The organism is Tepidamorphus gemmatus, from assembly GCF_004346195.1.
Taxonomy (GTDB): Bacteria; Pseudomonadota; Alphaproteobacteria; order Rhizobiales; family Tepidamorphaceae; genus Tepidamorphus; species Tepidamorphus gemmatus.
Genome location: NZ_SMAK01000005.1, coordinates 144,174 through 169,626, shown reverse-complemented (window position 1 = coordinate 169,626; position 25,453 = coordinate 144,174). Strand labels below are relative to the sequence as shown.

General features: G+C 67.3%; 27 protein-coding genes. 19 read left to right on the top strand and 8 right to left on the bottom strand.

The window, feature by feature from the left end; all coding sequences use genetic code 11:
* Window positions 1-6: 6 nt before the first annotated feature.
* A complete protein-coding gene (locus EDC22_RS10040; protein ID WP_207903749.1) occupies window positions 7-186 on the top strand; it encodes a PIN domain-containing protein in 180 nt (59 codons plus the stop codon).
* A gap of 2 nt (window positions 187-188) precedes the next feature.
* On the opposite strand, the gene ccrA is transcribed toward EDC22_RS10040, so the two are convergent.
* Complete coding sequence (gene ccrA, locus EDC22_RS10035; RefSeq protein ID WP_132806507.1) at window positions 189-1,487, bottom strand: crotonyl-CoA carboxylase/reductase; 1,299 nt, start codon at window positions 1,485-1,487, stop codon at window positions 189-191.
* A 243-nt stretch (window positions 1,488-1,730) separates the two neighbouring features.
* Between ccrA and EDC22_RS10030 the strand changes: the two genes are divergently transcribed.
* The gene (locus EDC22_RS10030; protein WP_165926873.1) at window positions 1,731-1,982 is read left to right on the top strand and encodes a GlsB/YeaQ/YmgE family stress response membrane protein; all 252 of its coding nucleotides are present in this window, start codon (window positions 1,731-1,733) and stop codon (window positions 1,980-1,982) included.
* A 6-nt stretch (window positions 1,983-1,988) separates the two neighbouring features.
* Here the strand turns inward: EDC22_RS10030 and EDC22_RS10025 are convergent, their stop codons facing one another.
* Complete coding sequence (locus tag EDC22_RS10025) at window positions 1,989-2,927, bottom strand: YihY/virulence factor BrkB family protein (protein ID WP_165926860.1); 939 nt, start codon at window positions 2,925-2,927, stop codon at window positions 1,989-1,991.
* 128 nt (window positions 2,928-3,055) lie between these two features.
* Between EDC22_RS10025 and EDC22_RS10020 the strand changes: the two genes are divergently transcribed.
* The 13 genes from EDC22_RS10020 (at window position 3,056) to EDC22_RS09960 (ending at window position 18,129) form a co-directional block, all read left to right on the top strand.
* On the top strand, window positions 3,056-3,946 hold the full coding sequence (locus EDC22_RS10020; RefSeq protein ID WP_245499714.1) for a DMT family transporter: 891 nt from the start codon (window positions 3,056-3,058) through the stop codon (window positions 3,944-3,946).
* 132 nt (window positions 3,947-4,078) lie between these two features.
* Window positions 4,079-5,749, top strand: coding sequence for an acyl-CoA dehydrogenase family protein (locus EDC22_RS10015; protein WP_132806504.1), 1,671 nt, complete (start codon window positions 4,079-4,081; stop codon window positions 5,747-5,749).
* A 234-nt stretch (window positions 5,750-5,983) separates the two neighbouring features.
* Window positions 5,984-7,069, top strand: coding sequence for a coiled-coil domain-containing protein (locus EDC22_RS10010; RefSeq protein WP_132806503.1), 1,086 nt, complete (start codon window positions 5,984-5,986; stop codon window positions 7,067-7,069).
* Window positions 7,070-7,105: 36 nt separating this feature from the next.
* Window positions 7,106-8,143, top strand: coding sequence for a hypothetical protein (locus tag EDC22_RS10005; protein ID WP_132806502.1), 1,038 nt, complete (start codon window positions 7,106-7,108; stop codon window positions 8,141-8,143).
* A gap of 7 nt (window positions 8,144-8,150) precedes the next feature.
* On the top strand, window positions 8,151-10,046 hold the full coding sequence (locus EDC22_RS10000) for an AAA family ATPase (RefSeq protein ID WP_132806501.1): 1,896 nt from the start codon (window positions 8,151-8,153) through the stop codon (window positions 10,044-10,046).
* Complete coding sequence (locus EDC22_RS09995) at window positions 10,043-11,332, top strand: DUF6638 family protein (protein WP_132806500.1); 1,290 nt, start codon at window positions 10,043-10,045, stop codon at window positions 11,330-11,332. The genes EDC22_RS10000 and EDC22_RS09995 overlap by 4 nt, the downstream gene beginning before the upstream one ends.
* An 11-nt stretch (window positions 11,333-11,343) precedes the next feature.
* On the top strand, window positions 11,344-12,540 hold the full coding sequence (locus EDC22_RS09990; protein ID WP_132806499.1) for a DUF2333 family protein: 1,197 nt from the start codon (window positions 11,344-11,346) through the stop codon (window positions 12,538-12,540).
* An 81-nt stretch (window positions 12,541-12,621) separates the two neighbouring features.
* Window positions 12,622-14,601 carry a CHASE domain-containing protein gene (locus EDC22_RS09985; protein ID WP_132806498.1) on the top strand — a complete coding sequence of 660 codons (1,980 nt, stop codon included), beginning with the start codon at window positions 12,622-12,624 and terminating at the stop codon, window positions 14,599-14,601.
* A gap of 19 nt (window positions 14,602-14,620) precedes the next feature.
* Window positions 14,621-14,980 (top strand): response regulator, encoded by a 360-nt coding sequence (locus EDC22_RS09980; RefSeq protein WP_132806497.1) that lies wholly within the window; start codon window positions 14,621-14,623, stop codon window positions 14,978-14,980.
* A 164-nt stretch (window positions 14,981-15,144) separates the two neighbouring features.
* Window positions 15,145-15,342, top strand: coding sequence for a CsbD family protein (locus EDC22_RS09975; RefSeq protein ID WP_132806496.1), 198 nt, complete (start codon window positions 15,145-15,147; stop codon window positions 15,340-15,342).
* 96 nt (window positions 15,343-15,438) lie between these two features.
* Window positions 15,439-15,597, top strand: a complete 159-nt coding sequence (locus EDC22_RS09970) for a DUF3309 family protein (RefSeq protein ID WP_132806495.1) — start codon at window positions 15,439-15,441, stop codon at window positions 15,595-15,597.
* A gap of 26 nt (window positions 15,598-15,623) precedes the next feature.
* Window positions 15,624-16,112: a YciE/YciF ferroxidase family protein gene (locus EDC22_RS09965; RefSeq protein WP_207903748.1), complete on the top strand. Its 489-nt coding sequence runs from the start codon at window positions 15,624-15,626 to the stop codon at window positions 16,110-16,112.
* 172 nt (window positions 16,113-16,284) lie between these two features.
* Window positions 16,285-18,129 carry a PAS domain-containing protein gene (locus EDC22_RS09960; protein ID WP_132806494.1) on the top strand — a complete coding sequence of 615 codons (1,845 nt, stop codon included), beginning with the start codon at window positions 16,285-16,287 and terminating at the stop codon, window positions 18,127-18,129.
* A gap of 113 nt (window positions 18,130-18,242) precedes the next feature.
* Here EDC22_RS09960 and EDC22_RS09955 read toward each other — a convergent pair whose 3' ends face one another.
* Both EDC22_RS09955 and EDC22_RS09950 read right to left on the bottom strand, forming a co-directional pair.
* A complete protein-coding gene (locus tag EDC22_RS09955) occupies window positions 18,243-18,794 on the bottom strand; it encodes a sigma-70 family RNA polymerase sigma factor (protein WP_132806493.1) in 552 nt (183 codons plus the stop codon).
* A complete protein-coding gene (locus tag EDC22_RS09950; protein ID WP_132806492.1) occupies window positions 18,791-19,009 on the bottom strand; it encodes a NepR family anti-sigma factor in 219 nt (72 codons plus the stop codon). Before EDC22_RS09950 ends, EDC22_RS09955 begins: the two co-directional genes overlap by 4 nt.
* A gap of 200 nt (window positions 19,010-19,209) precedes the next feature.
* On the opposite strand from EDC22_RS09950, the gene EDC22_RS09945 reads away from it, so the two are divergent.
* Together EDC22_RS09945 and EDC22_RS09940 are read left to right on the top strand one after the other, a co-directional pair.
* On the top strand, window positions 19,210-20,010 hold the full coding sequence (locus tag EDC22_RS09945; protein WP_132806491.1) for a response regulator: 801 nt from the start codon (window positions 19,210-19,212) through the stop codon (window positions 20,008-20,010).
* Window positions 20,011-20,084: 74 nt separating this feature from the next.
* On the top strand, window positions 20,085-20,249 hold the full coding sequence (locus EDC22_RS09940; protein WP_132806490.1) for a DUF1328 domain-containing protein: 165 nt from the start codon (window positions 20,085-20,087) through the stop codon (window positions 20,247-20,249).
* Between the two features lie 106 nt (window positions 20,250-20,355).
* Here EDC22_RS09940 and eda read toward each other — a convergent pair whose 3' ends face one another.
* The 4 genes from eda to EDC22_RS09920 all read right to left on the bottom strand — a co-directional run bounded on the left by eda (window position 20,356) and on the right by EDC22_RS09920 (window position 23,659).
* Window positions 20,356-21,021 carry a bifunctional 4-hydroxy-2-oxoglutarate aldolase/2-dehydro-3-deoxy-phosphogluconate aldolase gene (gene eda / locus EDC22_RS09935; RefSeq protein WP_245499713.1) on the bottom strand — a complete coding sequence of 222 codons (666 nt, stop codon included), beginning with the start codon at window positions 21,019-21,021 and terminating at the stop codon, window positions 20,356-20,358.
* Window positions 21,022-21,194: 173 nt separating this feature from the next.
* Window positions 21,195-21,875 (bottom strand): GntR family transcriptional regulator, encoded by a 681-nt coding sequence (locus EDC22_RS09930; RefSeq protein WP_132806489.1) that lies wholly within the window; start codon window positions 21,873-21,875, stop codon window positions 21,195-21,197.
* A 93-nt stretch (window positions 21,876-21,968) separates the two neighbouring features.
* Window positions 21,969-22,865: a DMT family transporter gene (locus EDC22_RS09925; RefSeq protein WP_132806488.1), complete on the bottom strand. Its 897-nt coding sequence runs from the start codon at window positions 22,863-22,865 to the stop codon at window positions 21,969-21,971.
* Window positions 22,866-22,900: 35 nt separating this feature from the next.
* Window positions 22,901-23,659: an SDR family oxidoreductase gene (locus EDC22_RS09920; protein ID WP_132806487.1), complete on the bottom strand. Its 759-nt coding sequence runs from the start codon at window positions 23,657-23,659 to the stop codon at window positions 22,901-22,903.
* A gap of 375 nt (window positions 23,660-24,034) precedes the next feature.
* Between EDC22_RS09920 and EDC22_RS09915 the strand changes: the two genes are divergently transcribed.
* Both EDC22_RS09915 and EDC22_RS09910 read left to right on the top strand, forming a co-directional pair.
* Window positions 24,035-25,024 carry a TRAP transporter substrate-binding protein gene (locus tag EDC22_RS09915; RefSeq protein ID WP_165926859.1) on the top strand — a complete coding sequence of 330 codons (990 nt, stop codon included), beginning with the start codon at window positions 24,035-24,037 and terminating at the stop codon, window positions 25,022-25,024.
* Window positions 25,025-25,026: 2 nt separating this feature from the next.
* The gene (locus EDC22_RS09910) at window positions 25,027-25,401 is read left to right on the top strand and encodes a cupin domain-containing protein (RefSeq protein WP_132806485.1); all 375 of its coding nucleotides are present in this window, start codon (window positions 25,027-25,029) and stop codon (window positions 25,399-25,401) included.
* Window positions 25,402-25,453 lie beyond the last annotated feature (52 nt).

Below are 25,453 nucleotides of genomic sequence, written 5' to 3'. Positions count from 1 at the left end.
CGTGTCGTGCCGCTCGACACCGAGATCGCGCTCGCTGCCGCCGAGGGCTGCCGCGAACGCCGGCTCGCCACCGCCAATGCCATCGTCTGCGCCTCGGCGCGCGCAATGGGCGCCACGCTTGTGACCCGTGACGGCCATCCCGACGGGCTGCCTGGCGTGGCGCTGATCGGCAAGGTCGAGGAGTGACGCTATCCCCGCCCCGCTGCCTCGAGCACGTCCTCGAAGGTTCTGAGCCCCGTTGTCGGCGACTGGACCAGAACGGCCATGTTGCCGGGCGCGTGCTGGTTCTTCCACATCTTGGTGTGGGCCTTGGGGATCTGTGCCCAGGGGAAGACCTCGGACATGCAGGGGTCGAGCCGGCGTTCGATGACGAACTGGTTGGCCTCGCTCGCCTGCTTCAGATGGGCGAAGTGCGAGCCCTGGATGCGCTTCTGGCGCATCCAGACATAGCGGGCGTCGAAGGTGAGGTTGAAGCCGGTGGTGCCGGCGCAGAACACCACCATGCCGCCGCGCTTCACGACCAGGCAGGAGACCGGAAATGTCGCCTCGCCGGGATGCTCGAAGACGATGTCGACGTCGTTGCCCTTGCCGGTAATGTCCCAGATCGCCTTGCCGAATGCTCGCGCGCCCTTGAGCCACTCCGCGTATTCGGGCGAGTTGACGGTGGGCATCTGGCCCCAGCAGGTGAAATTCTTGCGGTTGATGACGCCGCGCGCACCGAGCGACATCACGAAATCGCGCTTGTCGTCGTCGGAAATGACGCCGATGGCGTTGGCGCCGGCGGCGGCGCAAAGCTGGATCGCCATCGAGCCGAGGCCCCCCGAGGCCCCCCAGACCAGCACGTTGTCGCCCGGCTTCAGCGTATGCGGGGCGTGGCCGAACAGCATCCGGTAGGCGGTCGCGAGTGTCAGCGTGTAGCAGGCGGCCTCTTCCCAGGTCAGATGCTTCGGCCGCGGCATCAGCTGCTGCGCCTGGACCCGGCAGAACTGGGCGAACGAGCCGTCCGGAGTCTCATAGCCCCAGATGCGCTGGGTCGGCGAGAACATCGGATCGCCACCGTTGCATTCCTCGTCGTCCCCGTCGTCCTGATTGCAGTGGATGACGACCTCGTCGCCAACCTTCCAGCGCTTCACCTTGGAACCGACCGCCCAGACGATGCCGGAGGCATCGGAGCCGGCGATGTGGAAGGGCGCCTTGTGGCCGCTGAACGGCGAGATCGGCTGGCCGAGCGCTGCCCAGATGCCGTTGTAGTTGACGCCTGCGGCCATCACCAGCACCAGCACCTCGTGGGAATCGATGTCCCAGGTCGGCACCACCTCGATCTGCATGGCCTGCTCGGGAGGGCCGTGCCGATCCTGCCGGATCGCCCAAGCGTACATGTTCCTCGGCACATGGCCGAGCGGCGGAATCTCGCCGATCTCGTAAAGATCCTTCACCTCCGCCTCGTAGGCCGGGGGTTGTGCCGCCGGGGCCGCGCTCGTCGCCATCATCCGCCTCCCGCTCGCCGCTTGCGCGGCATTGTGTGGTTCCTCCGGCGCCGGTGCGCGCCGTCCCACTAGCAATGCCCAAACTTCTGTTGCAGTGCAACAAAAAGACGCAGCTGCGCACGGCGTGAGCCCCCGGTGCCTCCTGCAGCGGCGATCAGGGCGGTTCCACCGACTCGGCCGAACCGGTAAGCTGTCATGGCGCGGGGCGGACAGTCCTCCGCGCGAGAGGAGGCGAGACCCATGATCACCATTCAGTCGCTCATCGTGCTGCTCATCATCGGCGCCATCGCCGGTTGGCTGGCCGGGCTCATCATGCAGGGCCGCGGCTTCGGCCTCATCGGCAACATCGTGGTCGGCGTCGTCGGCGCGCTGATCGGCGGCTTCGTGTTCGGCCAGCTCGGCATCGCGATGGGCGGCTGGATCCGCGACATCATCGGCGCAACCCTTGGCGCGGTCATCCTGCTGTTCATCATCGGGCTGGTGAAGAAGGCCTGAGCCGGCTCACGCCGTCTGGCCGGCAGCCGGCGGCCGCACGCGCCGGAGCCTGGCATCGTCGATCGCGCGGTTGAACGAGCCGGCGAACAGGAGAATGACGGCCGCCACGTAGAAGAAGATCAGCGCCGCGACGATGCCTGCGAGGCCGGCGTAGATGCGGGCGTAGTCGGCGAAGCTGGCGAGATACCAGGAGAAGGCGCGTCCGCCGAGACCCCACAGCGCCAGTGTCACCAGAATGCCCGGCCAGAGAGCCGGGCGTGGCCGGCCGTGGCAGGGCAGCAGCCGATGCAGCGCATAGAGCAGCGCACCCAGCACGACCGCCAGAATCGCCTCGCGCAGCACGGCAAAGGTGGCGAGCGGCAGCGGTACGACCGGCATCCTGACCGCCAGAGCCTGGTAGGCAATCGGCAGCACGACGGCGACGAAGGCGACGAAGACCAGCACGACGGTCGCCACGATGACGAAGGCGATGCTCTCGATCCTGGTGCGGATCACGGAACGGGTCTCGGTCAGCCGGTAGGCGCGGTTGAGACCACCGCGTACGGTCTCGACCGCGCTGGACACGCTGATCAGCGTGATCGCGAGACCGAAGGTGAGAAGCCCGCCGCCCGCGTCGCGCACTACGCGCTCGATCTCAGGTTGCAGCGTTTCCGCCACCTGGTCGGGGAAGGCGTCGAACAATTCCCCGGTCAGCCAGGCCGCCAACTGCTCGCCGCCAATGAAGCCGGTCAGCGCGGTCAGGAAGATCACGAACGGAAAGATCGCCAGCAGCAGCGAGAAGGCGAGGGCGCTCGCCATGTAGAGACCGTCCTCCATCAGGAAGCTCTCGGCAGCGGCATAGACCGCCTTCGACAGCCACCAGGCGCGTTTTCTCGTGGCCCGCAGATGCAGGAACCTGCGGACCGGCGAGCCGGTCTCGGAAGGGGCGGACTGCGGCGAATCCATGCGATCTCCCGGAGCCATCCTGCCGTGAGCATTCGCGCCGTCCAAGCCCTCCGGGCATCGGACACGCATGACTGCCACGCGTCGCCCACGCTTGTGCGCAGCCGGCCGCTGGGATACCGGCTAGGCCCATGGACCCGCTGCCGCCTCCCCGCCGGTCGATGCCTGTCGCCGCGTTGCTTCCAGGTAGCTTCGTCCTGCTGTGGTCCACCGGGTTCATCGGTGCGCGCATGGGAGTGCCCCATGCCGATCCGCTGACCTTCCTGTTCCTTCGGTTCCTGATCGCAGGCGGCATCCTGTTCGCCGTCGCGCTGACGCTCCGCTCCACCTGGCCGAGGGACAGGGCGGCGCTCAGCGCGACGCTGGCGGTCGGGGTGCTGATCCACGGCGTCTATCTCGGCGGCGTCTTCTGGGCAATCGCCCGCGGCATGCCGGCAGGCGTTGCCGCGCTGATCGTGGCGCTGCAACCGCTGATGACCGCGATCCTTGCCGCGCCGCTTCTGGGCGAGCGCGTCGGCAGGGCGCACTGGTTCGGGCTCGGCATCGGGCTGGCCGGGCTGGCCCTGGTGATCGGCCCGAAGCTCGAATGGACGGGGACCGGCATCACGGTGGCCACCGTTGGTGCCTGTGTCCTCTCGGTGCTGGCAATCGTGCTCGGGTCGATCCTGCAGAAGGCGAAGGGCGGCGCCACGGACCTCGCCTCGGGCACCTGCCTGCAATATGCCGGCGGCGCGGTCGTGGTCGGCATCGCGGCTGTCGCGAGCGAGCCGATGCGCATCGACTGGACCCCCCAGTTCGTGTTTGCCCTGGGCTGGCTGGTTGTCGTGCTTTCGCTCGGCGCGGTGCTGATCTACTACGTGCTGATCCGCCGCGGCGCGGTGGCGCGGCTGGCGACGCTGTTCTACCTGGTGCCCCCTGTCACTGCCGTCGTCGCCTGGGCGCTGTTCGGCGAGACACTGACCCCGCTGCAGCTGGTCGGCATGGCGGTCACGGTCGGCGGCGTCGCCATCGCGACCCGGTGACGGGTGAGATGACCCGATTCGGGATCGCCCTTTCGGTCGTCCGGGTACGAGGGGGCGGATGAAACCGTGATTGCGTTGCAGCGAGCCGGCGCTACACTTGCCGCACTGCAACAAGAGCCGAGGAAACCGTCCATGATGCCCGCCGCCCGCGTCGATGCACCCGATCTCGCAGCCCTGCTCAAGGAGGCCGCCGACGCGGCCGAACGGCTGCTTGCCCGCGCCCGCTCCGCTGTGGCCGCGAGCGTCAGCGAGGACGGGCGGCTTGCGCCTGCGCGGCTGGAGGTCGAGCAGCATGCCGCGCACGGTCTGGCGTGGCTGGCCACGTACGCAGTGGCACTGCGGCAACTCGCCGGCTATGCCGGCCGGATGATCGCCGCCGGCCGCTTCGGCGAGACCGAAGAATTGCTGGTGCGCATCGGGGCGGGCGAGTATCTCGCTCAGATTTCCGGCGGCATTCCGATGAGCCAGGGAGAGTTTGTCCGCCCCGTCGATCTCGGGCTTGGCGAGGCCGAGGTTGCTGCCTTCCTTGGCGAGGCCGTGCGTACGCTCCTGCGCTCGGGTAACACCGCGGCGAATCGTGCCCGTCTGGTGGAGCTGATGCGTGCGGCGGGGCCGGGCACGGTCGGCGATCCGGGCCTCGACGAGACACTGGAGGCGATGCGCGCCGAGATGCGGCGCTTCGCGGAGTCCGAGGTCGTGCCGCACGCCCACCGCTGGCATCTCGCCAACGAATACATTCCGATGGAGGTGGTCGAACGCGTCGCCGAACTGGGCGTGTTCGGATTGACCATTCCCGAGGCCTATGGCGGGCTTGGCCTCGGCAAGGAGTCGATGTGCGTCGTCTCCGAGGAACTGTCGCGCGGCTGGATCGCGGTCGGTTCGCTCGGAACCCGTTCCGAGATCGCGGCCGAACTCATTCTCACCGGCGGCACCGAGGACCAGAAGGCGCGCTGGCTGCCGCGGATCGCCTCTGGCGAGATCCTGCCGACGGCCGTGTTCACCGAGCCGAACACCGGATCCGATCTTGCATCGCTGAAGACGCGGGCGGTGCGCGACGGCGATGTCTATAAGGTCACCGGCCAGAAGACCTGGATCACCCATCCCGTCCGCGCCGACCTGATGACGCTGCTGGTGCGCACCAACCCCGATGAGAAGGGCTACAAGGGTCTGTCGATGCTGCTCGCCGAGAAGCCGCGCGGCAGCGATGCGGATCCGTTCCCGGCCGCGGGCATGAGCGGCGGCGAGATCGAGGTGCTCGGCTACCGCGGCATGAAGGAGTACGACATCTCGTTCGACGGGTTCGAGGTCAAGGCGGAGAACCTGCTCGGCGGCGAGGAGGGGCAGGGTTTCAAGCAGCTCATGCAGACCTTCGAATCCGCCCGCATCCAGACGGCGGCCCGCGCGATCGGTGTCGCCCAGTCGGCGATGGAGCTGGGACTGCAATATGCGCTCGACCGCATCCAGTTCGGCAAGCCGACCGTCTCCTTCCCGCGCGTTGCCGACAAGCTCGCGATGATGGCGGCGGAAATCCTGATCACCCGCCAACTCACCTATTTCGCCGCGCGCGAGAAGGATGCCGGCCGGCGTTGCGATGTCGAGGCGGGCATGGCGAAGCTGCTGGGAGCCCGCGTCGCCTGGGCTGCGGCTGACAATGCCGTGCAGATCCACGGCGGCAACGGCTTTGCGCTCGAATACCCGGTCAGCCGCGTGCTGTGCGATGCCCGCATCCTGAACATCTTCGAGGGCGCCGCCGAGATCCAGGCCCAGGTGATCGCCCGACGGCTGCTGGACGGGGGGAATTGACGCGTCCCGCGAGTGGCCTTTCGGCCATGTCCGTGCGGACGTGGCATCGCCTGTATCGGTAGGAGCGGTCGCCGGGCGGCTTCGGTGATGGCTCGGCGTCGGTGGCTGCTTCCCGACCGGATGCGAATCCGCTTTGCGAAGCCGCATGCTGCCGTGGCATAACGCTGCGGTAGAGTTCGCCGGCGCCCGTCTGCGAATCCGGCCCAGCTTCCCCGCCAAGGAGGGACGAGAGCAATGAGCAGGGTTCGCTTCGACGAGATCGAGAAGGATATCGCGAAGGTCCGCACCACGATCGGCGACGCAGACCAGCGGCGCAAGATGCTCGACGAGCGCCTGGCGAAGCTGCTCGGCGGCCAGCCGTTGCAACAGATCGAGATCGATACTGCGGACAGCGACTTCGAGGCGGTCACCCGCAACAGCGAGGCGGCGCAGGCGAACATCGCGGCGCTGATCTACGGGCTCGACGAGATCACCCGTGCCTTCGGTTCGGAATTCGCGCAGATGTCGAAACCGACCTTCGGCGAGCAGCTGGTCGGCATCTTCTCGAAGCGCAAGGCCGAGGAAATGCGCGCGACCCGCGTGCGCCAGGCCGACATCCGCACCAACCTCAACGAGCTGATCCGCAAGTCGGATCTGATCTCGTCGATCCTCCAGGAGCAGCTCGCCCAGATCGACGCGCGGCTGGGAACGACCAGGGAGGGGCTGGCCAAGGTCCAGGATCGCTCGGTCGAGATCGCCCGCGAGATCGACGACATCTCGCGCCAGCTCGACGAGGCCGGGCCGAAGGTCGCCGAGATCGATTCCCGCCTGGAAGAAGCCTCGGGCGAGCAGCGCAAGCTGATCGAGCAGGAGCGGGCCGCCGCCGTCGAGCTCTACAACACGCTGCAAAGCCGCCATCAGGAGAAGGTGGCGGTCCAGCAGTCGCTGGAACGCTATGCCGCCCAGTATGCCAATTACATCGAGTCGCTGACCAAGCAGGCAGCCGCCCAGCGCACGATGATCGAGAAGCTGAAGATCGACACGGAGCAGCGCTCGGTGATGTACGACGCGCTGGTCGAATCGATCCGCACCGCCGAGCAGCAGAACGTTGCCCACCGGATCGACGATGTCGGCCGCGAGACCGACGCGCAGGCCGACGCCATGATCACCCAGATCGGCATCTCGGCGGAGAACCGTATTGCCGGCATGCTGGAATCGCACGAGGTGTTCATGAAGCGCACGGCGGAGGTCCGCAAGAAGGGCGAGATCCAGAACGCGGAATTTGCCCGTCGCTTCGCCTCGATCCTCGAGAAGGTCCAATCGGGCAGGTACGTCGAGTAGGCCGCGCGCGGCAGCGACAGGGGGCGGGCGGCGGCGATGCAGCAGGTTCGCGACTACTACTTCCGGACGCTCGACCGGCTGACCCGCGTTCTGACGAATTTCTCCGACCCGCCATCGGCGGATACCTTCGGCCGGCTTGAGCGCCTGTTGCGGCTGATCGACCTCAGAACCGCCGCCGGCGACCCGCCGTCGCTCGACACGCAGAAGTCGGGACTGCCGATCCTCAAGGAGGTCGTGTCGGTCTCCAACGACCTGCAGCAGCCGCCGCAGATCGGTCGTACGCTCGCGGACATCAAGTCGTCGATGCTCGACGAGATGCTGGCGCGTCGGCGGATGCCGGGCCGCGAACTGATCGCCGAGGCGGCAGCCGCGGTCTATGCGGCGGAACTGCGTTCCGGTCACGCGACCTCGTTCCAGCCGGACGCGGAACGGTCATTCGACCGCTCGCTGGTGCGTTCGGAGCGCGGCGCCGGCGTCTGGGTGCGCGCGTCCTGGGACTACTGGGATGGCGCGGAAGGCCGTGCTGTGCGCAGCTACGCCGATTTCGGAGGCCCCGGCGAGGTGTCCGACGAGGTCCTGCTGGTCGAGGCGCAGCGCGCCGCCAGCATTGCCAACCGCTTCTCGGGCGCCGGCTTCAAGCCGCTGACACTCGCCGACCAGATCGACGCGGCGATGGACAGCTTGCGGCTCAAGCGTCTTGTGCGGGTCACCGTCGGCCCCTTCCTGTCGGACGTCTTCTATACTTCTGAGGATGCGCTGATGCCGATGATCCGCGCCGCGGACGACCTGGAGAACGCCTGGGCGATCCGCTGGAGCGTCGACACGCTGGCCTCGGCGGGGACGCGGATGGTGGGGGGCGGCTTGTTCTCCTCGCCGCGTCCGCAGGAGGTATTCGACGTCAATACGGCTGACCCGGACTGCGCCCAGCGCGGGGTGACGGAGGTGGCCCATCATATCGCCATGCCGCATGCAATGTACCAGCGCATCGCCGGGCGTCGGGACGAGCATTCGACGTTGCGCAACGCGCATTACCATGTCATCGCGGCCGGCGACCGGCTGATCGAGTACGCCTGAGGATCCCATGGAAGCCCGATCGGTCAGAGTCCCGGAAGAGCGTATCCGCGACAACTATGCCGCCGCGCTCGGCCTGATCCGGAACGCGGAGGCGCCGGACGCCGCAGCGACCGGGGACGGCAGGCCGACGGGCGTCGCCCGCTTCATCAGCCCGGTGGCGCCGGCGCCGGGTGCGGCATCGGCGGGACGCCGGTCGCGCGTCGATCTCGAGGCGGTGCTACGCGAGGATGAGTCAGATCCGCTGCTGCCGCCGGAGCGGCATGCGGTGCTGTTCGAGGCGCGCCGGGCGCTCGCCGTCGGCATGGCGATCGGCGAGATGTTCGTCGAACCGCTCAGCTTCCTCGATCTCGGCGATCGCAACCGCAAGGGCACCCTGCACGGGGCCGACCTCGACCGCTTCCGGATGCTGGTGCGTGCGAAGGCGCTGGTCTCGGTATTCGCGGCGGCCGCCCACATGGCCTCGGTTCAGACCTCCGGCGCCACCGGCGAGCCGAAGTCGCCCGGCGACATCCCGCTCGCCAGCACGTCCGACGCGCTCGGCTGGTTCGTCCACAGGCTGGTGACGGCGGTGCAGGGGAGCAGGTCCGAGGATCTCGACGGACGGATCGCGCGCGTCTGTGCCGATGTGATGGACGCGGCCGAGGCCACCGCCCACTCGGCGATGGGCCAGGTGCTCGCCGATTTCGGCGCGGCCGCCTATGCGGTGGAGGCCGATTCGTTCCATGTGCATGGCTTCGAGCGGCCGGGTGCCCGTCGCAGGTCGAGCATCGACCTGCAGATCAGGAAGCCGAACGAAGTGGTCGGCAACCACATTGCCAAGTCCCAGGCGATGCGGCTCGCGCGCATGCTGACGGCCTATGACTTCGAAGCCCGCAAGAACCCGTTCGTGGAGCTCGGCGGATTCCTGTTCACGTTCATCGGCGACGGCAATCCGGGGACCGGCAAGACGACGCTGATCCAGATGACGGCGGGCCTCATCAAGGAGATCTGCGACATCGCCGGCTATCCGTTCCACTACGAGAACTTCAGCATCGACCAGATCTCGGAGTATCAGGGCAAATCCGGCCAGAATTGCCGCGCCTTCATCGATCGGGTGCTCGACCCTCGCTCGATCGGCTTCGGTACCATTGATGACGTCGACATGGTGGCTGGCAAGCGCGACGATCAGAAGGCCTCCGGCGGCCAGCAGGAGGTCACAGCCGTGCTGATGGAGGCGCTGTCGGGCCCCAACACGGTGGTGAGGGGCAATTGCGCGTTCGGCATGTTCTCCAACCATCCGGAGAAGGTCGACGACGCGCTGCGTCAGCGCGCCGGGGCGCGCTGGATCGTCGACGGCCCGCAGACGCGCGAGGACTACATCGACATCCTGCACCTGCTGCTCGGCAGGAACCATTCGATCCCGCTCGGCGATCACGATCTCTACGCCGCGCAGGAGTTGAAGAAGATGGTGGCTGGCAGGTACCAGGAGTATTCGCGCCCGCGCGAGGCCAGGCTGATGGATGTCTGGCAGCGGGTCACCGGCGGTCGGGAACCGGCGAGCCTCGCCGAGATCGGCGCCTATCTGCACGCCATCAAGGAGATCGAGCCGCGCTTCACGGGCCGCGCGATCAAGAACATCACGGACGTGATCAAGTACCGGGCGATGGATTTCGACCTGCCCGACGAATGGTTCGAGACGCCCGGCCCGTTCCTGCACCAGCCTTACGACGTCAAGCTCGCCATGGTGTCGGCGCTGCGCCGGCCGATCACGGTGGAGATGGTCCTGCAGGAGATCAACCGCTACGCCGGCAGCGAGCTGCGCTATTCGCACAGGTCCGATGAGACCGCGATCGCTGCGACGGTGCGCGACATGCGCATCCGCGAGGCGGCCATCGAACGCTTCAAGAGCGAGGCCGGACGGTGAGGGAACTCATCGAACACGGGTTGATGTATGGCGGTCTGAAGCGCGTTGACGAGCCGCATCTCGTCGGCCGCTACAACAAGGCGCTGGAGGCGCTGCGCCTGGCGCCGACGGCACTGGAGAGCTTCCACATCGATGCGACGGGCTATTCGCCCGAGATCGCGCATGAGCGCGGCGACGAACACTATCTTGATCCGCGCGGCATCAACCGGCTGTTCATCCTGCTGGGCCCCGAGCAGCATGACATGCCGATCATCCGGGCCGAATTTTCAGCCGAGCAGATCGTGCTGCGACGCTTCATGCAGGCCAATCGCATGGCGATCGAGACGCTGACATTGAACGATGCAATGTTCGGGGAGATGGAGAATCTCATCTACGAGGTGGAGAAACCCGCCGACATCCTGGCGATTCGCAAGGTCGGCTTCGATCTCCACTCGGTCGAGGGCACGCTCGAGGCGGCGCGGCGGCTGGAGACCACGGTCGCCCGCTTCGAGGCCGATCCGGAAAGCTGGCGCGACCGCGCCCTCATGCAGGAAATCGTCGACGGGGCCCGCCATTGCGGGGACATCAGACGCAACGGCATCGTCCCCGCCGAGCTCGAGTTCGCGTGGCCTGACGTCACCTGGACCTCGCATTTCGGTGGCTGCTACGTGCTGCGCGGGGCCGGCCGCTCGTTCCTGTTCGGCGATCCCGCCCGCCTGACACCGCTGCCCGCGGGTGTCCAGGCCTTTGCGCTGGACGACGAGACGGCGGCCATCGTGGCGCTCGATCAGCTGGATTGTCTCGAGCCGGTCAACCCGTGGTGGCTGTCCTCGTCCGGCATCGTCGATCACCGCATCGCCATGCTGGTGGCCTGGATTCTCGGCCATGCCGGCGTCGCGGATCCCGCGGCTGCCCTCGACGAGCGGCAATTGCCGCGGCTGATCTACCAGCACCTCGACCTGCTCAAGCAGGATACCCGCTTCCGCGTCCTGTCGGAGCTGCGCGCGGCGCTTGGCAACGCGCGTGGCAATAGGCTGCCGCTCGCCGAGGGACTGCTGGTGCGCCGGGCGCTGCCCGAGCATCCCGACGTCTGGGATCTCAACCGGCTGATCTCGGAATTCGTGCGCTTCGACCTCGTGACGCTGTTCATGGTCAACAAGCCGCGCTTCTATGAGGTCTACGCCACGCTGCCGCCGTCGCTGCGGCGTTTCGCCATCACGGCGATCGAGACGATCTATCATCCGAGCGGCGCGCATGTGCTGCGGCACAAGCAGGCCGTGCGGGACCGGTTCTTCGGGACACATTGAGGCAATCTGCAATGCTCGATCCGATCCTAGACTTCCTGAAGGCGGTATGGGGCCGGATCGTCGCCATCCCCGCCGCGGTGTCGGCGCTTCTCAGGCGGATCTTCCTGGTCGGCCCGGCGGTGAGCGCGGATGGCAGGCCACGCAGGCTGCGGCATGTCTGGTGGATCGGCAAGATCGTCGTGGTCCTGCTCGTCGTCCTCTACATCGCGCCGCTCATCTGGCATGCGAGCTGGGTCAGGGGGTTCGATCTCGGTTACCCGAACCGGGTGCTGCACGATCCGAACCAGAGCCCGGCCGGCGAATCGACCACCGTCGAGCAGGGCACTGGCGAGACCCGGACCTGCGGCCGCAGCCAGATCGTCGACATGCAGATCGATCTGATCGACTTCCTCGTGAATCGGAATGCCTGGGTTGCGGCGCTTCCCCAGTACAAGCTGGGCTTCTTCGGCGTTGCGTGGGAGGCGACGCCGTTCCTCGACAACAAGGAGTCGTTCCAGCATGGCGTGCTGTACGCCGTGCGCAGGACCGCGGTCGAACTGTCCGACGTGATCGGCCGGGCGCGCGGCACGTCGGAGGCCGATCGCGATCTGCAGAATGCCCGCGGCTCGCTGCAGTATGAATCGGAAGTCTGGTGGATCAACCCGTTCGATCCGGACCGTCCGTTCGGCCCGGTGAGCCCGTCTGCGCGTGTCTATCGGAACGCTATCGCGCTGTATGAGCGTTACAATGACAGGCTGGCGCGCTGTCAGGCGGTGCTCGATGCGCGGGCCGACAATCTGCGCTCGTTCCTGGAGCGGATCACCAGCGATCTCGGCTCGACCGCGGACGGTCTTGCCAAGCGTTCGATCGGCTCACGCTACGACCCGGTGCTCAACCGCTTCGTGGCGGGCGAGGGCAACGACCGCGGGTGGTTCGACTTTCGCGCCGACAATTACTTCTATGAGGCGCTGGGGCAGATGTACGCCTATCACGGCATCCTCAAGGCGGCGCACGTCGATTTTCTCGACGTCATCGAGTCGCGGCGTCTCAATGACGTCTGGAACCGCATGGAGCGCAATGTCGCCGAGGCCGCCGCGCTGGCGCCGCTGATCGTCGCCAACGGCCGACGCGATGGTTTTCTCATTCCCGACCATCTGGCGGTGATGTCGGAGAACGTGCTGCGCGCCCGCGCCACCCTGTCGGAGATCGCCGACATTCTCGAGCGCTGAGATTATGCTCCCGGCGGTGGAACCACACGTGCGCCTCGCGCGTTGCCCTGGCACGTCGGACTGGGCGCCATCGGGGTAGTTTTGTTCAGCGCACGCATATTCACGGCCGTCATCGTTGCCCTCACTCTCGCGGCGGCAGTGTTCGTCCATATCTCCTGGCAGCGCAGCCAGGCGGAAGCCTTCCTGGCCGACAGCAAGGTCGCATTGGCCAATGTCGAGATGGTCGTCGACCGCGCAAGCCTGATCGTTCGTGCGGTCCAGGCGCTCTTCGCAGAGACTCCGGATGTCACCCAAGCCCAGTTCGAGCGGTTCGTGCCCATTATCGGTCGTGTCGCCGGCGTGCGGGGCGTGGCCTACTATCGGCTTGTCAACGCCGCCGAGCGCGAATCGTTCGAAGCGGGTCTGGCGGACCAGCGTCTGAGCCCGCTGGGCATCTGGGAATTGGATGCGCAGCGCCAGCCGCGTCGCGCCGGTGTGCGCGACCGCTACCTGCCGGTCGCGACCAGCTACGTGTTCTCCGCCGGCCGGCTTCCGCACGGTTTCGACATCCTGTCGGATCCGGAGAGATCCGACGGCGCGCTGGCGGCCATCTCCAACGGCTTCGGATCCTCCACCGACCTGGTGCGGTTCGTCTCGGCGCCCGACGAGCAGGAGGTTCGCGGCATCATCCTGTATCGCCCGGTTCTGTCCCGTACCGGCGAGGTCATCGGCCTGGCTAGCGGCAGCATCGAGATCGAGCGGCTCCTGCAGAGCGCGATGCGGTCCAGTGCACGTGTCGATGCGATCGACCTGAAGGTCGGCAAGGCGGAACCGACGCCCAATCCATCCGACGACCCCCGGATCGTGGAGCAGTCGGCCTTTTCGGTGACGTATGAGACCCGGCAATCCGGCCGGCCCTGGTACATCACGATCAGCGGGTCGCCACCGCTTGCCGAGACGATCCGGGGCTATGGTGTCGTGGGACTCGTCCTGCTGGCCGGCTTCGGCGCGGCCGCTGCCATTCATGGCTACGGCAAGGCCGCCCGTCGCGGACGACAGGTCCGCGCCGCGCAACGAAAGCTGCGGCGCACGCTCGACGGGCTCGAGCCGCTGGTCTGGATGATCACGGCCGATGGTGATGTCGTCGAGGTCAACCGCGCCGCCTCGACGGCATGTGGTCTGGCGCCCGAGGAGGTCGTCGGGTCGCCGATCTGGGAGCTGCCGATCTGGAAGGCGGGATCCGGCGAGCGCACGTCTCTGCAGGCCGCCGTCATCGCGGCGGCCGCGGGAGCCGACCGGCGGCTGGATATCGCCGGCATCGAACGGGACGGCATCGAGCCTGTCTATGACGTGTCGATTCGTCCGATCGCGGAGGAATCCGGTCCCCCCGCGCATCTCGCGGTCTCGGCGCTCGACGTGACGGAGCGGGTGCAGGCGTCGGCGACGCTGCGGCTGATCATGCGCGAGCTCGACCATCGGATGAAGAACACCCTGCAGGTGATCCAGGGCATCATCCGCCGCACCGCTCGCGCACACGGGAGCGTCGACAGTTTCGAGCAGGCGCTGCTCGGCCGCATCGGCACCATGGCCCGCGCGCACGGCCTGCTGGCGGAGGAACGCTGGATGGGTGCGGATCTGCGCTCGGTGATCCTGCAGGAGCTCGAGTCGTTCGACGAGTCGCAGTCGGCGCGCGTCTCCGGCCCGCCGCTGCGGATCCATCCGCGCGGCGCACTGGCCTTCTCGATGGCCGTGCATGAGCTCGGTACCAATGCGACGAAGTACGGTGCACTGTCGGTGCCGCAGGGACGCGTGGCGATCGACTGGGCGCTGGAGGGGCAGGATCAGGATCGCACCCTGATCTTCACGTGGCGGGAGAGCAACGGCCCACGGGTCCAGGAGCCGACGCAGCGCGGCTTCGGCTCGCTTCTGCTTGAGCGCAGCCTGGCCTACGATCTGGACGGCCAGACGGAGATGCAGTTTCACCCGGAGGGAGTGGTCTGCCGGATCACGCTCCCCTGGGACCGCGTGAAACCGGCGATCGCCGCGCCCGGCAGCACGCTGGCGGTCGGGGTCATCCATTGAGCGGCGGGGTGAACGGGCGATGCGGGTGCTGGTCGTAGAGGACGAATTCCTCATAGCGATGGAGGTGGAAAGTCTCCTGACCGAGGCCGGCCACGAGGTCGTCGGTCCGGTCGCCGACATCGAGGAGGCTCTCGGCCTGATTGCGAAGCAGCCGATCGATGCAGCCGTTCTCGACGTCAATCTCGGCGACGGCGCGACGAGTGCGCGACTCGCCGCCGAACTGGTGCGCCAGCGCATCGGCTTCGTGCTGAGCACGGGCTATCGGCAACAGGACCTTGCCACCGTGTACGGGACCGACGTGACCGTGATCCAGAAGCCGATCGACGGCCAGCGCCTGCTGGACGCTCTTTCCCGCCTGCCTGCCCGCGGCTGCAACTGACCCGCTGAAGACGGGAACCGTCGGCGCCGCCCGGCGTTGTTTCGGCACGGGCGGGACGGCGCGAGGCCATCCCACCCCCGGACGCCAACCCTCTAAACATCGGACGCGCGACTGTCTGCGTGGGCTTGCCCGCGCTCGCGCGGTCGCGCCGGAAAGGAGCCAGCATGAATTGTGATCGCATCGAAGGCCAGTGGAAGCAGTTCACCGGCAAGGTCAAGGAGCAGTGGGGCAAGCTCACCAACGACGATCTCGACGTGATCGAGGGCAACCGCGACCAGCTCGTCGGCAAGATCCAGGAACGCTACGGCATCGCCAAGGACGAGGCGCGTCGTCAGGTCGACGACTGGACGTCGCGGCTCTGAGCACGATGACCGCGCGGCGCTGCTCGCAGCGCACAGTCCGTCACCCGGACCCGGCGCGACCTCGCGTCGGGTCTGCAGGAGACCTGGGGCGATACCATGTCAATCGGAACAATACTGCTCATCATCCTCATCCTGCTGCTGATCGGCGCGGTCCCCGCCTGGCCGTACAGCCGGGGCTGGGGATACGGACCGGGCGGGATCGTGGGCGTCCTGCTCATCATCGTCCTTGTCCTCTTGCTGATGGGACGTCTCTAGTACCAGCCACATCCGGAGATTCGAGGATGGCAATGAAAACGCTCGAGGATCTGTTCGTGCACATGCTGCGCGACATGTATTACGCCGAGAAGGAAATCCTGAAGGCGCTGCCGAAGATGGCCAGGAAGGCGGGCTCGGAAGACCTCAGGGAGGCCTTCGAGCATCACCGCGAGGAGACGGAGGGGCAGGTCGAGACCCTCGAGAAGGTGTTCGCGCTGTTCGACCTCAAGCCGCGCGGAATCACCTGCGAGGCGATCAAGGGCCTCTCCGAGGAGGCCGAGGAGATCATGTCGGAGACCGAAGACAAGGATGCCCGCGACGCCGGTCTGATCGCCTCCGCCCAGGCCGTCGAGCACTACGAGATGGCCCGTTACGGCACCATGGTCGCCTGGGCGAAGCAGCTCGGCAAGGCCGAGGCCGCCCGCCTTCTGCAGCAGGTGCTCGATCAGGAATCCGCCGCTGACAAGAAGCTCAGCAAGCTTGCCCAGAGCGGACTCAACCGCAAGGCCGCATGATCTGACTGCCGGCCGATGCAGATGTCGATCCCCGGCCGCCCGGCGGCCGGGGCTTTCGGCGTCGACGGACGGGTGCCAACCGCGCGGCGACCTGCAATAACGGGCGTGGCAGCCAGCGGCCCGGGGGACGGCAGGCGGTCGGTTGGGCCGGGCGGCGGAAGGGTTTGAGCGAATGGACCGCGTACTCGAATACCTGTTGGGCGCAGCAAGCTTCGTACCACACGGCTATTGCCTGCTCTGGCGGCCGGATCTGGTCGCCATGCATGTCGTTTCGGATGCTGCGATCGCGCTCGCCTATTTCCTCATTCCCGGCGCCATCCTCGCCTTCGCGCTGCGCCGCGACGACATCACCGGCGAGGCCCGTCAGATCGCGGTGTTGTTTTCGGCCTTCATCGTTCTGTGCGGCATCACCCATCTCGGGGGGGCGGTGACGCTCTGGTATCCGGCGTACGGTCTTGAGGGAATGCTGAAGGCCGTCACCGCCGTGGTCTCGCTGGGAACCGCCGTCGTGACCTGGCGTCTGATGCCGCGCCTGGTCGCCTGGCCCTCGCCGCGTCAGATGGCGGAAGCCAATCGGCTGCTCGTGGCGGAAATCGAGGCGCGTGACGCGGCCCGCCGGCAACTCGAGGAGATCCGGGCTCGTCTCGAGACTGAGGTGGCCGAAAGGACGGCGGAACTGGCGCAGGTGAAGCAGCTCTTCGAGATCGCGACCGAGGGCGCGCGGATGACCGTCTACGCGCAGGACGCCGACCTGCGTTACACCTGGATCCACAATCCCGCATCCGGTCTCGTCGAGGCGGAGGTTGTTGGCAAGCGCGACGAAGATCTGCTGCCGCCCGAGGCGGCAGCGACGAGCATCCGGATGAAGCGGCGCGTTCTTGCGACAGGCGCGCCGGCGCGGTTCGACCTCGAGGTGGCTGAGGGCGGAAGCTCAACCTGGCTGCAGATCTCCGTTTCGCCGCGCCTGGATGATGGTCGCATCGTCGGCATCGTCTGCACGGCGACCGACATAACCCGCCCCAAGCGTCTGGAGGCGATGCGATCCGATCTCAGCACGCGGCTCGCCCAGACCGTCCAGCGGCTCGATCTTGCACTCAAGTCGAGCGGCATGCTGGTGTTCGTGCAGGACACGGAGCTGCGATATGCCTGGGCCAATACTGCCGACACACCCTACGGTCCGCTGGTCGGGCGCAGTGATTTCGAGCTTCTGAACGAGCCGGAGCGGGCGACGCTGATCGCCTACAAGCGGCGGGCGTTGGCGAGCGGCGAACCGCAATACTGCGAGGCGGAGGTCGGGCCCGAGGGCAACCGCCGCTGGTGGGACCTGCACATCGAGCCAACCTTCACCGAGACGGGGGAGGTGGCGGGCATCACCTGTGCTGCGGTCGACATCACCGAGCGCAAGCATGGCGAGCGACAGATGCGCCTCGTCATGCGCGAACTGACCCACCGCTCCAAGAACCTTCTCGCGGTCGTACAGGCGATCGCCCGTCAGACGGCCCAGCAGGCCTCTACCGTTGCGGAATTCGTGACCGGTTTCGGCCAGAGACTGCGCTCGCTTGCCGGTGCTCAGGACCTGCTTGTGGCCGAGGACTGGGGCGGTGTGCAGCTCAGCGACCTGATCCGCAACCAGGTGGGCCACTACATGCCGGAAGACGAGGCGCGCGTGGTCATCCAGGGACCGGTGCTGCGCCTGCCACCGGAGGCGACGCAGACCATCGGACTGGCGATGCACGAACTGGCAACCAATGCCGCGAAGTACGGGGCGCTCTCCAACGACGACGGCAAGGTGGAGGTGACGTGGCGTCTTGACGGGGAAGGCGAAGAGGAATCGGTCGTGCTGGAGTGGCGGGAAAGCGGCGGCCCGACCGTGCAGCAGCCGACGCGCCGCGGCTTCGGGCGGATCGTGGTGGAGCGCAATGTCGCCGTGTCGCTCGAGGCCGACGTCAAGCTCGACTTCGATCCGGCCGGCGTCACGGCGCGGTTCCGGATACCGCGCCGCAACCTGATCGACTGACGCGATCCCCGGAGACGCGCAAACCGGTTTGCCGCCGGGCGTTGCTTCGGAACAGGGAGTTGGAGCGGATCATCGGTCCGTGAAACGAATACCCGCTCCGGGTCGATCGGGGGTCAGATTGCCGATCCGGCAGCCGTACTCGAGACGATGACGTGCTGCGAGGGCCCATCCGGGCCGTAGTCGGTGGCCGACGTGACGGCCAGCAGCTCGGCCAGTCGGTTGCGGGCGCGGTTCACCCGGCTCTTCACCGTGCCGACGGCGCAGCCGCAGATCTCAGCCGCCTCCTCGTAGGAGAAGCCCGACGCGCCGATCAGGATCAGCGCCTCGCGCTGATCCTCGGGAAGCTGGGCCAGCGCCTTGCGGAAGTCATTGAGGTCCATGTGGCCGTGCTGCTCCGGCAGGCTGGCCAGCCGCGACGCCAGGGCATCGTCGGCATCCTCGACCTCGCGGCGCCGCTTGCGCAGCTCCGAGTAATAGCCGTTGCGCAGGATGGTGAACAGCCAGGCCCGCATGTTGGTGCCCGGCTTGAAACTGTGCAGGTTGGACCAGGCCTTCATCAGGGCCTCCTGGACGAAATCGTCCGCACGCTCCGGTGATCCGCACAGCGAGATCGCGAAGGCCCGCAAGTTCGGGATGTGCTCGAGCAGCTCGCGCTTCGGGTTCATGCCGGTTCCCCGTCTGCCTTCTTCGCGCCGGCTTCGATACGGTCGAGCTTGTCGAGCAATTCGATCAGATGGTCTGGAACAGGCTCATTCAAGTAGGCGTCGTACATCGACTTCAACTGGCGCCCGATATGGGCCTGCAGCCGCTCGTCGAGGGCGGGCGAGCGGTGCCTCGCCAAGGCCTCGCCCTGGGTCGCACCCGTCAGCTTCCTGGTCATGACAATCCCGGCGTGTTCTGTTCTCAACGTGTCGATCACACGCTGCGCCGCCGTTCGACGAGACGCAGCTGAGCGGATGTCAAACGCCGGTCGCTGGGGAAGTGTTCCATCCCTCGCGAAAATGTGTGGCGCGCTACGGAACCGTACCGACGGCCGGGCGTTTAGAAACGCACACGGGTTTGCAAGGGGAAAGGCAGAACATGTCCATCGCGACCACCATCATGCCGCACCTGCCCTATCTGCGGCGCTTCGCGCGCGCGCTGACGGGCAGCCAGAAGCGCGGCGATGCATATGTGGCTGCGGGTCTGACGGCGATCATCGAGGATCCCGGCATCTTCGACACGCGGCTCCATCCGAAGGTCGCGCTGTATCGGGTGCTCGTGCAGATCTGGGATTCCGTCGACGTGCTCGACCGCCATCAGATGCGCGCGCTGCCGCATGAGCGGACGCTCGATGCGATGATGCCGCGCGCGCGTCAGGCCTTCCTTCTGACCACGGTCGAGGGGTTCAGCGCCGAGGAGGCGGGCAAGGTGCTCGACACCACCGCCGCGGGCGTCCGCGACCTGGTGGAACAGGCGGGCCGCGAGATCGCCGCCCAGGTCGCCACCGACGTCCTCATCATCGAGGACGAGCCGATGATCGCCATGGATCTCGAGGCGCTGGTGGAGGGGCTCGGCCACACCGTGTGCGGGCTTGCGCGCACGCATGCGGAGGCGATCAAGGCCGTCGCGGCGCGCCGTCCCGGCCTGGTACTGGCGGATATCCAGCTCGCCGACGGCAGCTCGGGGCTCGATGCCGTCAACGAGATGCTGACAACGATCGACGTCCCGGTCATCTTCATCACCGCCTACCCGGAGCGGCTTCTGACCGGCGAGCGGCCGGAACCCGCCTTCCTGATCGCCAAGCCGTTCGACACCGACGTGGTGAAGGCAGTGATCAGCCAGGCACTGTTCTTCGACATGCGGGCGCGCGGCGGTGCGGAAATGAAGGCCGCGGGCTGATCAGGACGAAACCTTCTGCAACGTCGGACGTTCAACGTGTCGGATAGTGTGAGACCTGCAAGAGGAGACGTCTGATGTTGTACTGGGCCCTTCTGTTCTTGATCGTCGCCGTGATCGCCGGTGCCTTCGGCTTCGGTGGGGTGGCCAGCGCATCGGTGGGCATTGCCCAGGTACTGTTCTTCATCTTCCTGATCGCGCTGGTCGTCTCCGTGGTGATGCATTTTGCCCGACGGGCCTGACCGTCGGCCACCCAACAGACCGTTTGGCGGCCGCCCGGCAACGGGTGGCCGTCCGGCGTTGGGCCGACGTGTCGGGCGTGACCGTTCGGACGAGGCGGGGGCGGCGTTACCCCGGTCGATCCGCCGGCGCCGGCGTGCGGAGATCCCGGACACGGACGCAGGCGGCGCGCGCGGCCTCGGCGATGCTCGAAAGATCGCCGGAATCCAGCCAATCCTCACGCACCATCCAGGAGCCGCCGACGGCGACGACCGACGGCAGGCTCAGATAGTCCGCCAGATCCGCCGGTCCGATCCCGCCGGTGGGAATGAATTCCATCCCGGCGAGCGGGGCGGCGAGCGCGCGCAGGGTGCGGGTGCCGCCGTAGCTCGATGCCGGGAAGAACTTCACCGTCGCGAAGCCGTGATCGGCAAGCCGCATCGCCTCTGACGGGGTCGCACAACCCGGCAGCCAGGGGATCGGACAGCCGGCCGCCGCGCGGACGAGTGCGTCGGTGGCCCCCGGGGAGACGAGGAAGCGCGCCCCTGCGTTGAGGGCGGCCTCGATGTCGGCCGGATGGCGGATCGTGCCCGCGCCGACATGGGCCTCGGGAACCTCGGCGGCGATCCGGCGGATCGCGTCGAGGGCCGAAGGGGTTCGCAAGGTGATCTCGATGATCGGCAACCCGGCCTCGGCGAGCGTCCGGGCAAGCGGCACGGCACGGTCCGCATCGCGGATCGTGACCACCGGTACGATCCCGGTGCTGTGCCAGAACGGTCTGTTGTCCAGTGTCACCACGGTTCCTGATGCCCTGCGCGGTCGCGTGTCGCTGTCAAGGGTGAGATGTCATCGTCGGGTCCGCCAGGCCGTGCGGGTCGAGGACAGTCGGCCGGTGCGACGTGAGGCCGCGCGCTGCGGCGTGAGCGTGTGGCGCGTCCAGCAGAGGCCGCAGGTGCCGTCAGTCTGGCTCATCGGTCGGCCGAGGGTACCTGCTGGTAGCGGCGTCGCGACTGACGCCGGGCGAGACTGTCGATGTAGCTCGCGGTGGTCGTCCGGATGTGTGCGACCAGCGCCTGCGTGGCCGCCGCCCGTTCGCCCAGCACGATCAGTCCGGCGATCTGTTCGTGCTCTTTCAGCCTCGCACGGCAGTGGTGCTGATCGGTGCCGAGGCAAGATCCGACGGCGATGGCCCGGGCGGCGTAGGTCCGATAGCACTCCAGCAGGCAAGGGTTGCCGGCGAGGTGGAACATCGTCTCGTGAAATGCGGTATCGAGATCCCGGCAGCCGGTGTGATCCCCCGCCGCGACAGCGGCACGCATGTGCCCGCAGATCTCGGTGAGGTCGGCGCCCAGGCGGGCCGCCCCGGCCGTCATCGCGCGGTCGAGGGCGGCGGTTTCGAGAATCTCGCGCATTGTCCCGAGGTCCTCGATGCCGCGCGCGTCGATGTCGAAGACGAAGCTGCCGGTCTGCGGGCGGATCGAGACCAGCCCTTCCTTCTTGAGCTGCAGGAGCGCCTCGCGGATCGGCGTCTTGGAATAGCCGAATCGGGCCGCCAGCAGGCTTTCGGAGAGCGGCTCTCCCAGACCGATGGAGCCGTCGAGAATCCATCTGCGGATTTCGTCTGTCGCGTGCTGCGTCAGCGTTCGCATGTCTGTCGGACGTCCTTCCCGGGCCTGCTTCGGTGCCGACGACGACCAGGACCGACGTTAACGATCCGTGCGGGAGCTCACAAGCGCAGGCGATCATGTCCCCGCCAGGATCAGCGCGACGCCTGAGACGAGGAGGAGGATGCCGATCGCCTCGGCGCGCGTGGTGCGCTGATCGAACAGCCGCCGCGACACCATCTGGGCGAACAGGATCTCCACCAGCGCCAGGGTGCGCACGGCTGCGGCGCCTTGCAGGGCGAAGGCGAGGAACCAGAACTGCGAGGCGAGTGCGCCGAGGAAGCCGGCCGTCATCGACTGGCGCCAGCGGCCGAGGATGGCGGCGAGCGTCCCACGCCGCCGGACGAGCAGGACGAGGGTGACGGTCGCGGCCTGCAGCGCCAGTGCGACAACGAGGGTGGAAGAGGCCGCGACGATGAAGCTCGGGCTGGCGCTCGCCTGGATGCCGCCGCGATAGCAGACAGCCGACATGGCGAACAGTGCCGCCGAGCCGAGCCCGTAGGCGGCTGCGCGCAGGCTGCTGCCCGCCATCGTCGTCCCCGGCCACGACATCATCAGGACACCGCCGGTGGCGATCAGGACCGCCGCGATCAGCGCCGGCGTCGGCACCTCCGCGAGGACCACGACCGCGAACATCAGCACGAGGACCGGTTCCGTCTTGGTGTAGGCAGTTGCCACCAGGAACGAGCGCAGTTCCATGGCCGCCAGCATCAGGGCGGTGGCGACGAACTGGGCGCCGGCGCCCGCTGCGGTCCAGGCCAGCGCCGCTGCATCCGGCAGCGCCGGCGGAGCGCCGGTGGCAACGACCGCAATCGCCAGGAACACCAGGGCGAACGGGAAGCCGAACAGGAAGCGGACATGGGTTGCGCCGACGGTGCCGAGGCTTGCCGTCAGTTCCTTCTGCATGGCGTTGCGCATGGTCTGGGCGCCGGCGGCCGACACCGTGAAAACCGCCCACAACCATTCGCCGAACATGCCTGCGCCAGATGCTCGCGGGAGGTCCGGATGCCTCAGCCGCGACCGACGAAGGGCATCTTCGTTGCCATGACCGTGATGGTCAGGACATTGGTGTCGAGCGGCATGCCCGCCATGAACACCACGGCGTCGGCGACATGGACCGGGTCGATGGTCGGCTCGGGCTTCAGGGTTCCATCGGCCTGCGGCACGCCCTGGGGCATGCGCTCGGTCATCGGCGTTGCGGCATTGCCGATATCGATCTGTCCCACCGCGATGTCGTACTTGCGGCCGTCGAGCGAGGCGGACTTGGTGAGACCGGTCACCGCGTGCTTGGTGGCGGTGTAGGGGGCGGAGTTCGGCCGCGGGGCATGGGCCGAGATCGAGCCGTTGTTGATGATGCGGCCGCCGCGCGGCGTCTGATCCTTCATGATCCGGAACGATTCCTGGATGCACAAGAACATCCCGGTGAGGTTGATGTCGACCACGGCCTTCCACTGTTCGATGGTCAGATCCTCGAGGGGTACCGGCGGAGCGCCGATGCCGGCATTGTTGAACAGCACGTCAAGGCGCCCGAAGCGCTGCCTGGTCGTCGCGAACAGGTTGGCCACGGAGCCCGCATCGCTGACGTCGGTGGGAACCGCGATCGCGGTGCCGCCGGCGGACTCGATCTCGGCCCGGGTCTCGTCCAGCGGCTGCTGCCGGCGGCCGGCGAGCACGACGGCGTAACCCGCGCGCGCCAGACCCAGGGCCACCGCCTTGCCGACGCCGGTTCCGGCTCCCGTCACCATCGCGATCCTGTTCGTGTGTGCCATGTCCCGTGCCTCCACTGTCCGAGTTCGCGGGCGCCAAGCTAGCCGCACGGCCAGCAGGTTGCCAGCCCCGTCAGCGTCACAACAGCTTGCCCGGCAGCGCAGCAAGGCGCGTCGCCTTCTCATCGGCGCGCTACCGGCCGCGAGGAGGTCGGATCGTTGCGGCATGGACCGGCCACATCGGCGCTGATGGTCGCGACCGGCCTCCGCGACGGACAGATCCTTGCCGCGACCATCGACGAGGCAGGGCGCCTCACCAGCCTGGCGTCTGCAGGCATCCGCAGCGTGCTGCCGGGTACTGGCTTGACAAGATCTGGCAGGTCATTTGTACTTTATCTTGCAACAGCGTTTCACTATGAGAAACAAAAGAGGAAACCAATGAGGGTCAGCACCCTGCTCGCGGGCGCCGCGGTCGCCCTGTCGATGATCCATGGGCCGGCTACGGCCGCCGACTACACGTTCAAGTTCGGCCATGCGGCGTCGAGCCGACATGCCTTCCAGACCGGCGTCGAGATGTTCGCCAAGGCGGTCGCCGAGAAGACCGGGGGCCGCGTCGAGATCGAGGTGATCGGCGACCGGCAGCTCGGCGACGACAAGCAGCTCCTCGAGGGCGTCCAGCTCGGCACCATCGATGGCGCGCTGGTCTCCTCGCCGACCTTCCCGCTGGCTGCCGGCGCGGTCGCCGTGGACGCGCTGCAGCTCCCCTTCGTGGTGACCAGCTACGACCAGCTTGCCGCAGTCCTCGCCGGACCGGTCGGGCAGAAGATCCTCGACAGCCTGTCCGAGAAGGGCATGAAGGGGCTATCCTACTACGAAGCCGGCCTGCGCCATTTCCTCAGCCGTGCGAAACCGGTGAAGTCGCTCGCCGACTTCCAGGGCCTGAAGACACGCATCGTGCCGATCCCGCTGCACAAGGCGACATGGGAGGCAGTCGGCACTAATCCGGTCGGCATGCCCTATGGCGAGGTCTATTCCGGCCTCGAGACTGGCGTGATCGACGCGGTCGAGATCAACCTGTCCTCGATCGAGTCGGAGAACCTCTACCAGAACGCCAGGGAAGTCACGCTCACCGGCCACTACTTCTGGCCGGGGATCCTCATCATGAACCAGGCCAGATTCGACGGACTGCCCGACGACATCAAGCAGGCGCTCGTCGAGGCCGGCCACGAGACCATCGCCGAGCACTATGCCTTCGTGCGCGACGACGAGGCCCGTGTTGCCGCCGAGCTGAAGTCCAAGGGCGTCACCATCAACCAGCTCGACAACCTCGACGAGATGCGGGCCAGGACGGCGCCGGTGGTCGAGCAGTGGTCCGCCAAGGACCCGCTGATCGGCGAGTTCATCGCAACGGTCCGCAAGGGCTCGTGAAGATGGGCAGGACGAGGGCCTATCGCTGGGAAGATCTGCCCCGGGAGCATGTGCGCCCGGGCGTCTCCCGGGCCGGCTTCCGCGGCAACGACGTGATGCTGTGCATGAACTGGCTGCAGCCGGGTATGGAGGTGCGCCCGCATTCCCATCCCGAGGAGCAGCTGGTGATGGTCGTCAAGGGGCGCATGCGCTTCTTCATCGGCGACGAGACCGTCGAGGTCGAAGAGGGCGGCCTCGTCCGCATCCCGCCCGACGTCGTGCATTGCGGGGAGGTGGTCGGCGACGAGCCGGTGCTCAACCTCGACGTATTCTCGCCGCTGCGCCGGGACTACCTCCATCTGGTGACCTACCAAACGGACACGTTCGAGAAAGCCTGACGTCGCGAACCGGGCTGCCCGGCCGCCGGCCGCCGATGCGAAGCGGCGCCGG

Bases quoted from the DNA above. Each gene is read 5' to 3' on its own strand.
- ccrA (WP_132806507.1), bottom strand. From the start codon at position 1,487: ATGGCGACGAGCGCGGCCCCGGCGGCACAACCCCCGGCCTACGAGGCG.
- EDC22_RS10025 (WP_165926860.1), bottom strand. From the start codon at position 2,927: ATGGATTCGCCGCAGTCCGCCCCTTCCGAGACCGGCTCGCCGGTCCGC.
- EDC22_RS10020 (WP_245499714.1), top strand. From the start codon at position 3,056: ATGGACCCGCTGCCGCCTCCCCGCCGGTCGATGCCTGTCGCCGCGTTG.
- EDC22_RS10015 (WP_132806504.1), top strand. From the start codon at position 4,079: ATGATGCCCGCCGCCCGCGTCGATGCACCCGATCTCGCAGCCCTGCTC.
- EDC22_RS10010 (WP_132806503.1), top strand. From the start codon at position 5,984: ATGAGCAGGGTTCGCTTCGACGAGATCGAGAAGGATATCGCGAAGGTC.
- EDC22_RS10005 (WP_132806502.1), top strand. From the start codon at position 7,106: ATGCAGCAGGTTCGCGACTACTACTTCCGGACGCTCGACCGGCTGACC.
- EDC22_RS10000 (WP_132806501.1), top strand. From the start codon at position 8,151: ATGGAAGCCCGATCGGTCAGAGTCCCGGAAGAGCGTATCCGCGACAAC.
- EDC22_RS09990 (WP_132806499.1), top strand. From the start codon at position 11,344: ATGCTCGATCCGATCCTAGACTTCCTGAAGGCGGTATGGGGCCGGATC.
- EDC22_RS09980 (WP_132806497.1), top strand. From the start codon at position 14,621: ATGCGGGTGCTGGTCGTAGAGGACGAATTCCTCATAGCGATGGAGGTG.
- EDC22_RS09975 (WP_132806496.1), top strand. From the start codon at position 15,145: ATGAATTGTGATCGCATCGAAGGCCAGTGGAAGCAGTTCACCGGCAAG.
- EDC22_RS09970 (WP_132806495.1), top strand. From the start codon at position 15,439: ATGTCAATCGGAACAATACTGCTCATCATCCTCATCCTGCTGCTGATC.
- EDC22_RS09965 (WP_207903748.1), top strand. From the start codon at position 15,624: ATGGCAATGAAAACGCTCGAGGATCTGTTCGTGCACATGCTGCGCGAC.
- EDC22_RS09960 (WP_132806494.1), top strand. From the start codon at position 16,285: ATGGACCGCGTACTCGAATACCTGTTGGGCGCAGCAAGCTTCGTACCA.
- EDC22_RS09955 (WP_132806493.1), bottom strand. From the start codon at position 18,794: ATGAACCCGAAGCGCGAGCTGCTCGAGCACATCCCGAACTTGCGGGCC.
- EDC22_RS09950 (WP_132806492.1), bottom strand. From the start codon at position 19,009: ATGACCAGGAAGCTGACGGGTGCGACCCAGGGCGAGGCCTTGGCGAGG.
- EDC22_RS09945 (WP_132806491.1), top strand. From the start codon at position 19,210: ATGTCCATCGCGACCACCATCATGCCGCACCTGCCCTATCTGCGGCGC.
- EDC22_RS09940 (WP_132806490.1), top strand. From the start codon at position 20,085: ATGTTGTACTGGGCCCTTCTGTTCTTGATCGTCGCCGTGATCGCCGGT.
- EDC22_RS09930 (WP_132806489.1), bottom strand. From the start codon at position 21,875: ATGCGAACGCTGACGCAGCACGCGACAGACGAAATCCGCAGATGGATT.
- EDC22_RS09925 (WP_132806488.1), bottom strand. From the start codon at position 22,865: ATGTTCGGCGAATGGTTGTGGGCGGTTTTCACGGTGTCGGCCGCCGGC.
- EDC22_RS09920 (WP_132806487.1), bottom strand. From the start codon at position 23,659: ATGGCACACACGAACAGGATCGCGATGGTGACGGGAGCCGGAACCGGC.
- EDC22_RS09915 (WP_165926859.1), top strand. From the start codon at position 24,035: ATGAGGGTCAGCACCCTGCTCGCGGGCGCCGCGGTCGCCCTGTCGATG.
- EDC22_RS09910 (WP_132806485.1), top strand. From the start codon at position 25,027: ATGGGCAGGACGAGGGCCTATCGCTGGGAAGATCTGCCCCGGGAGCAT.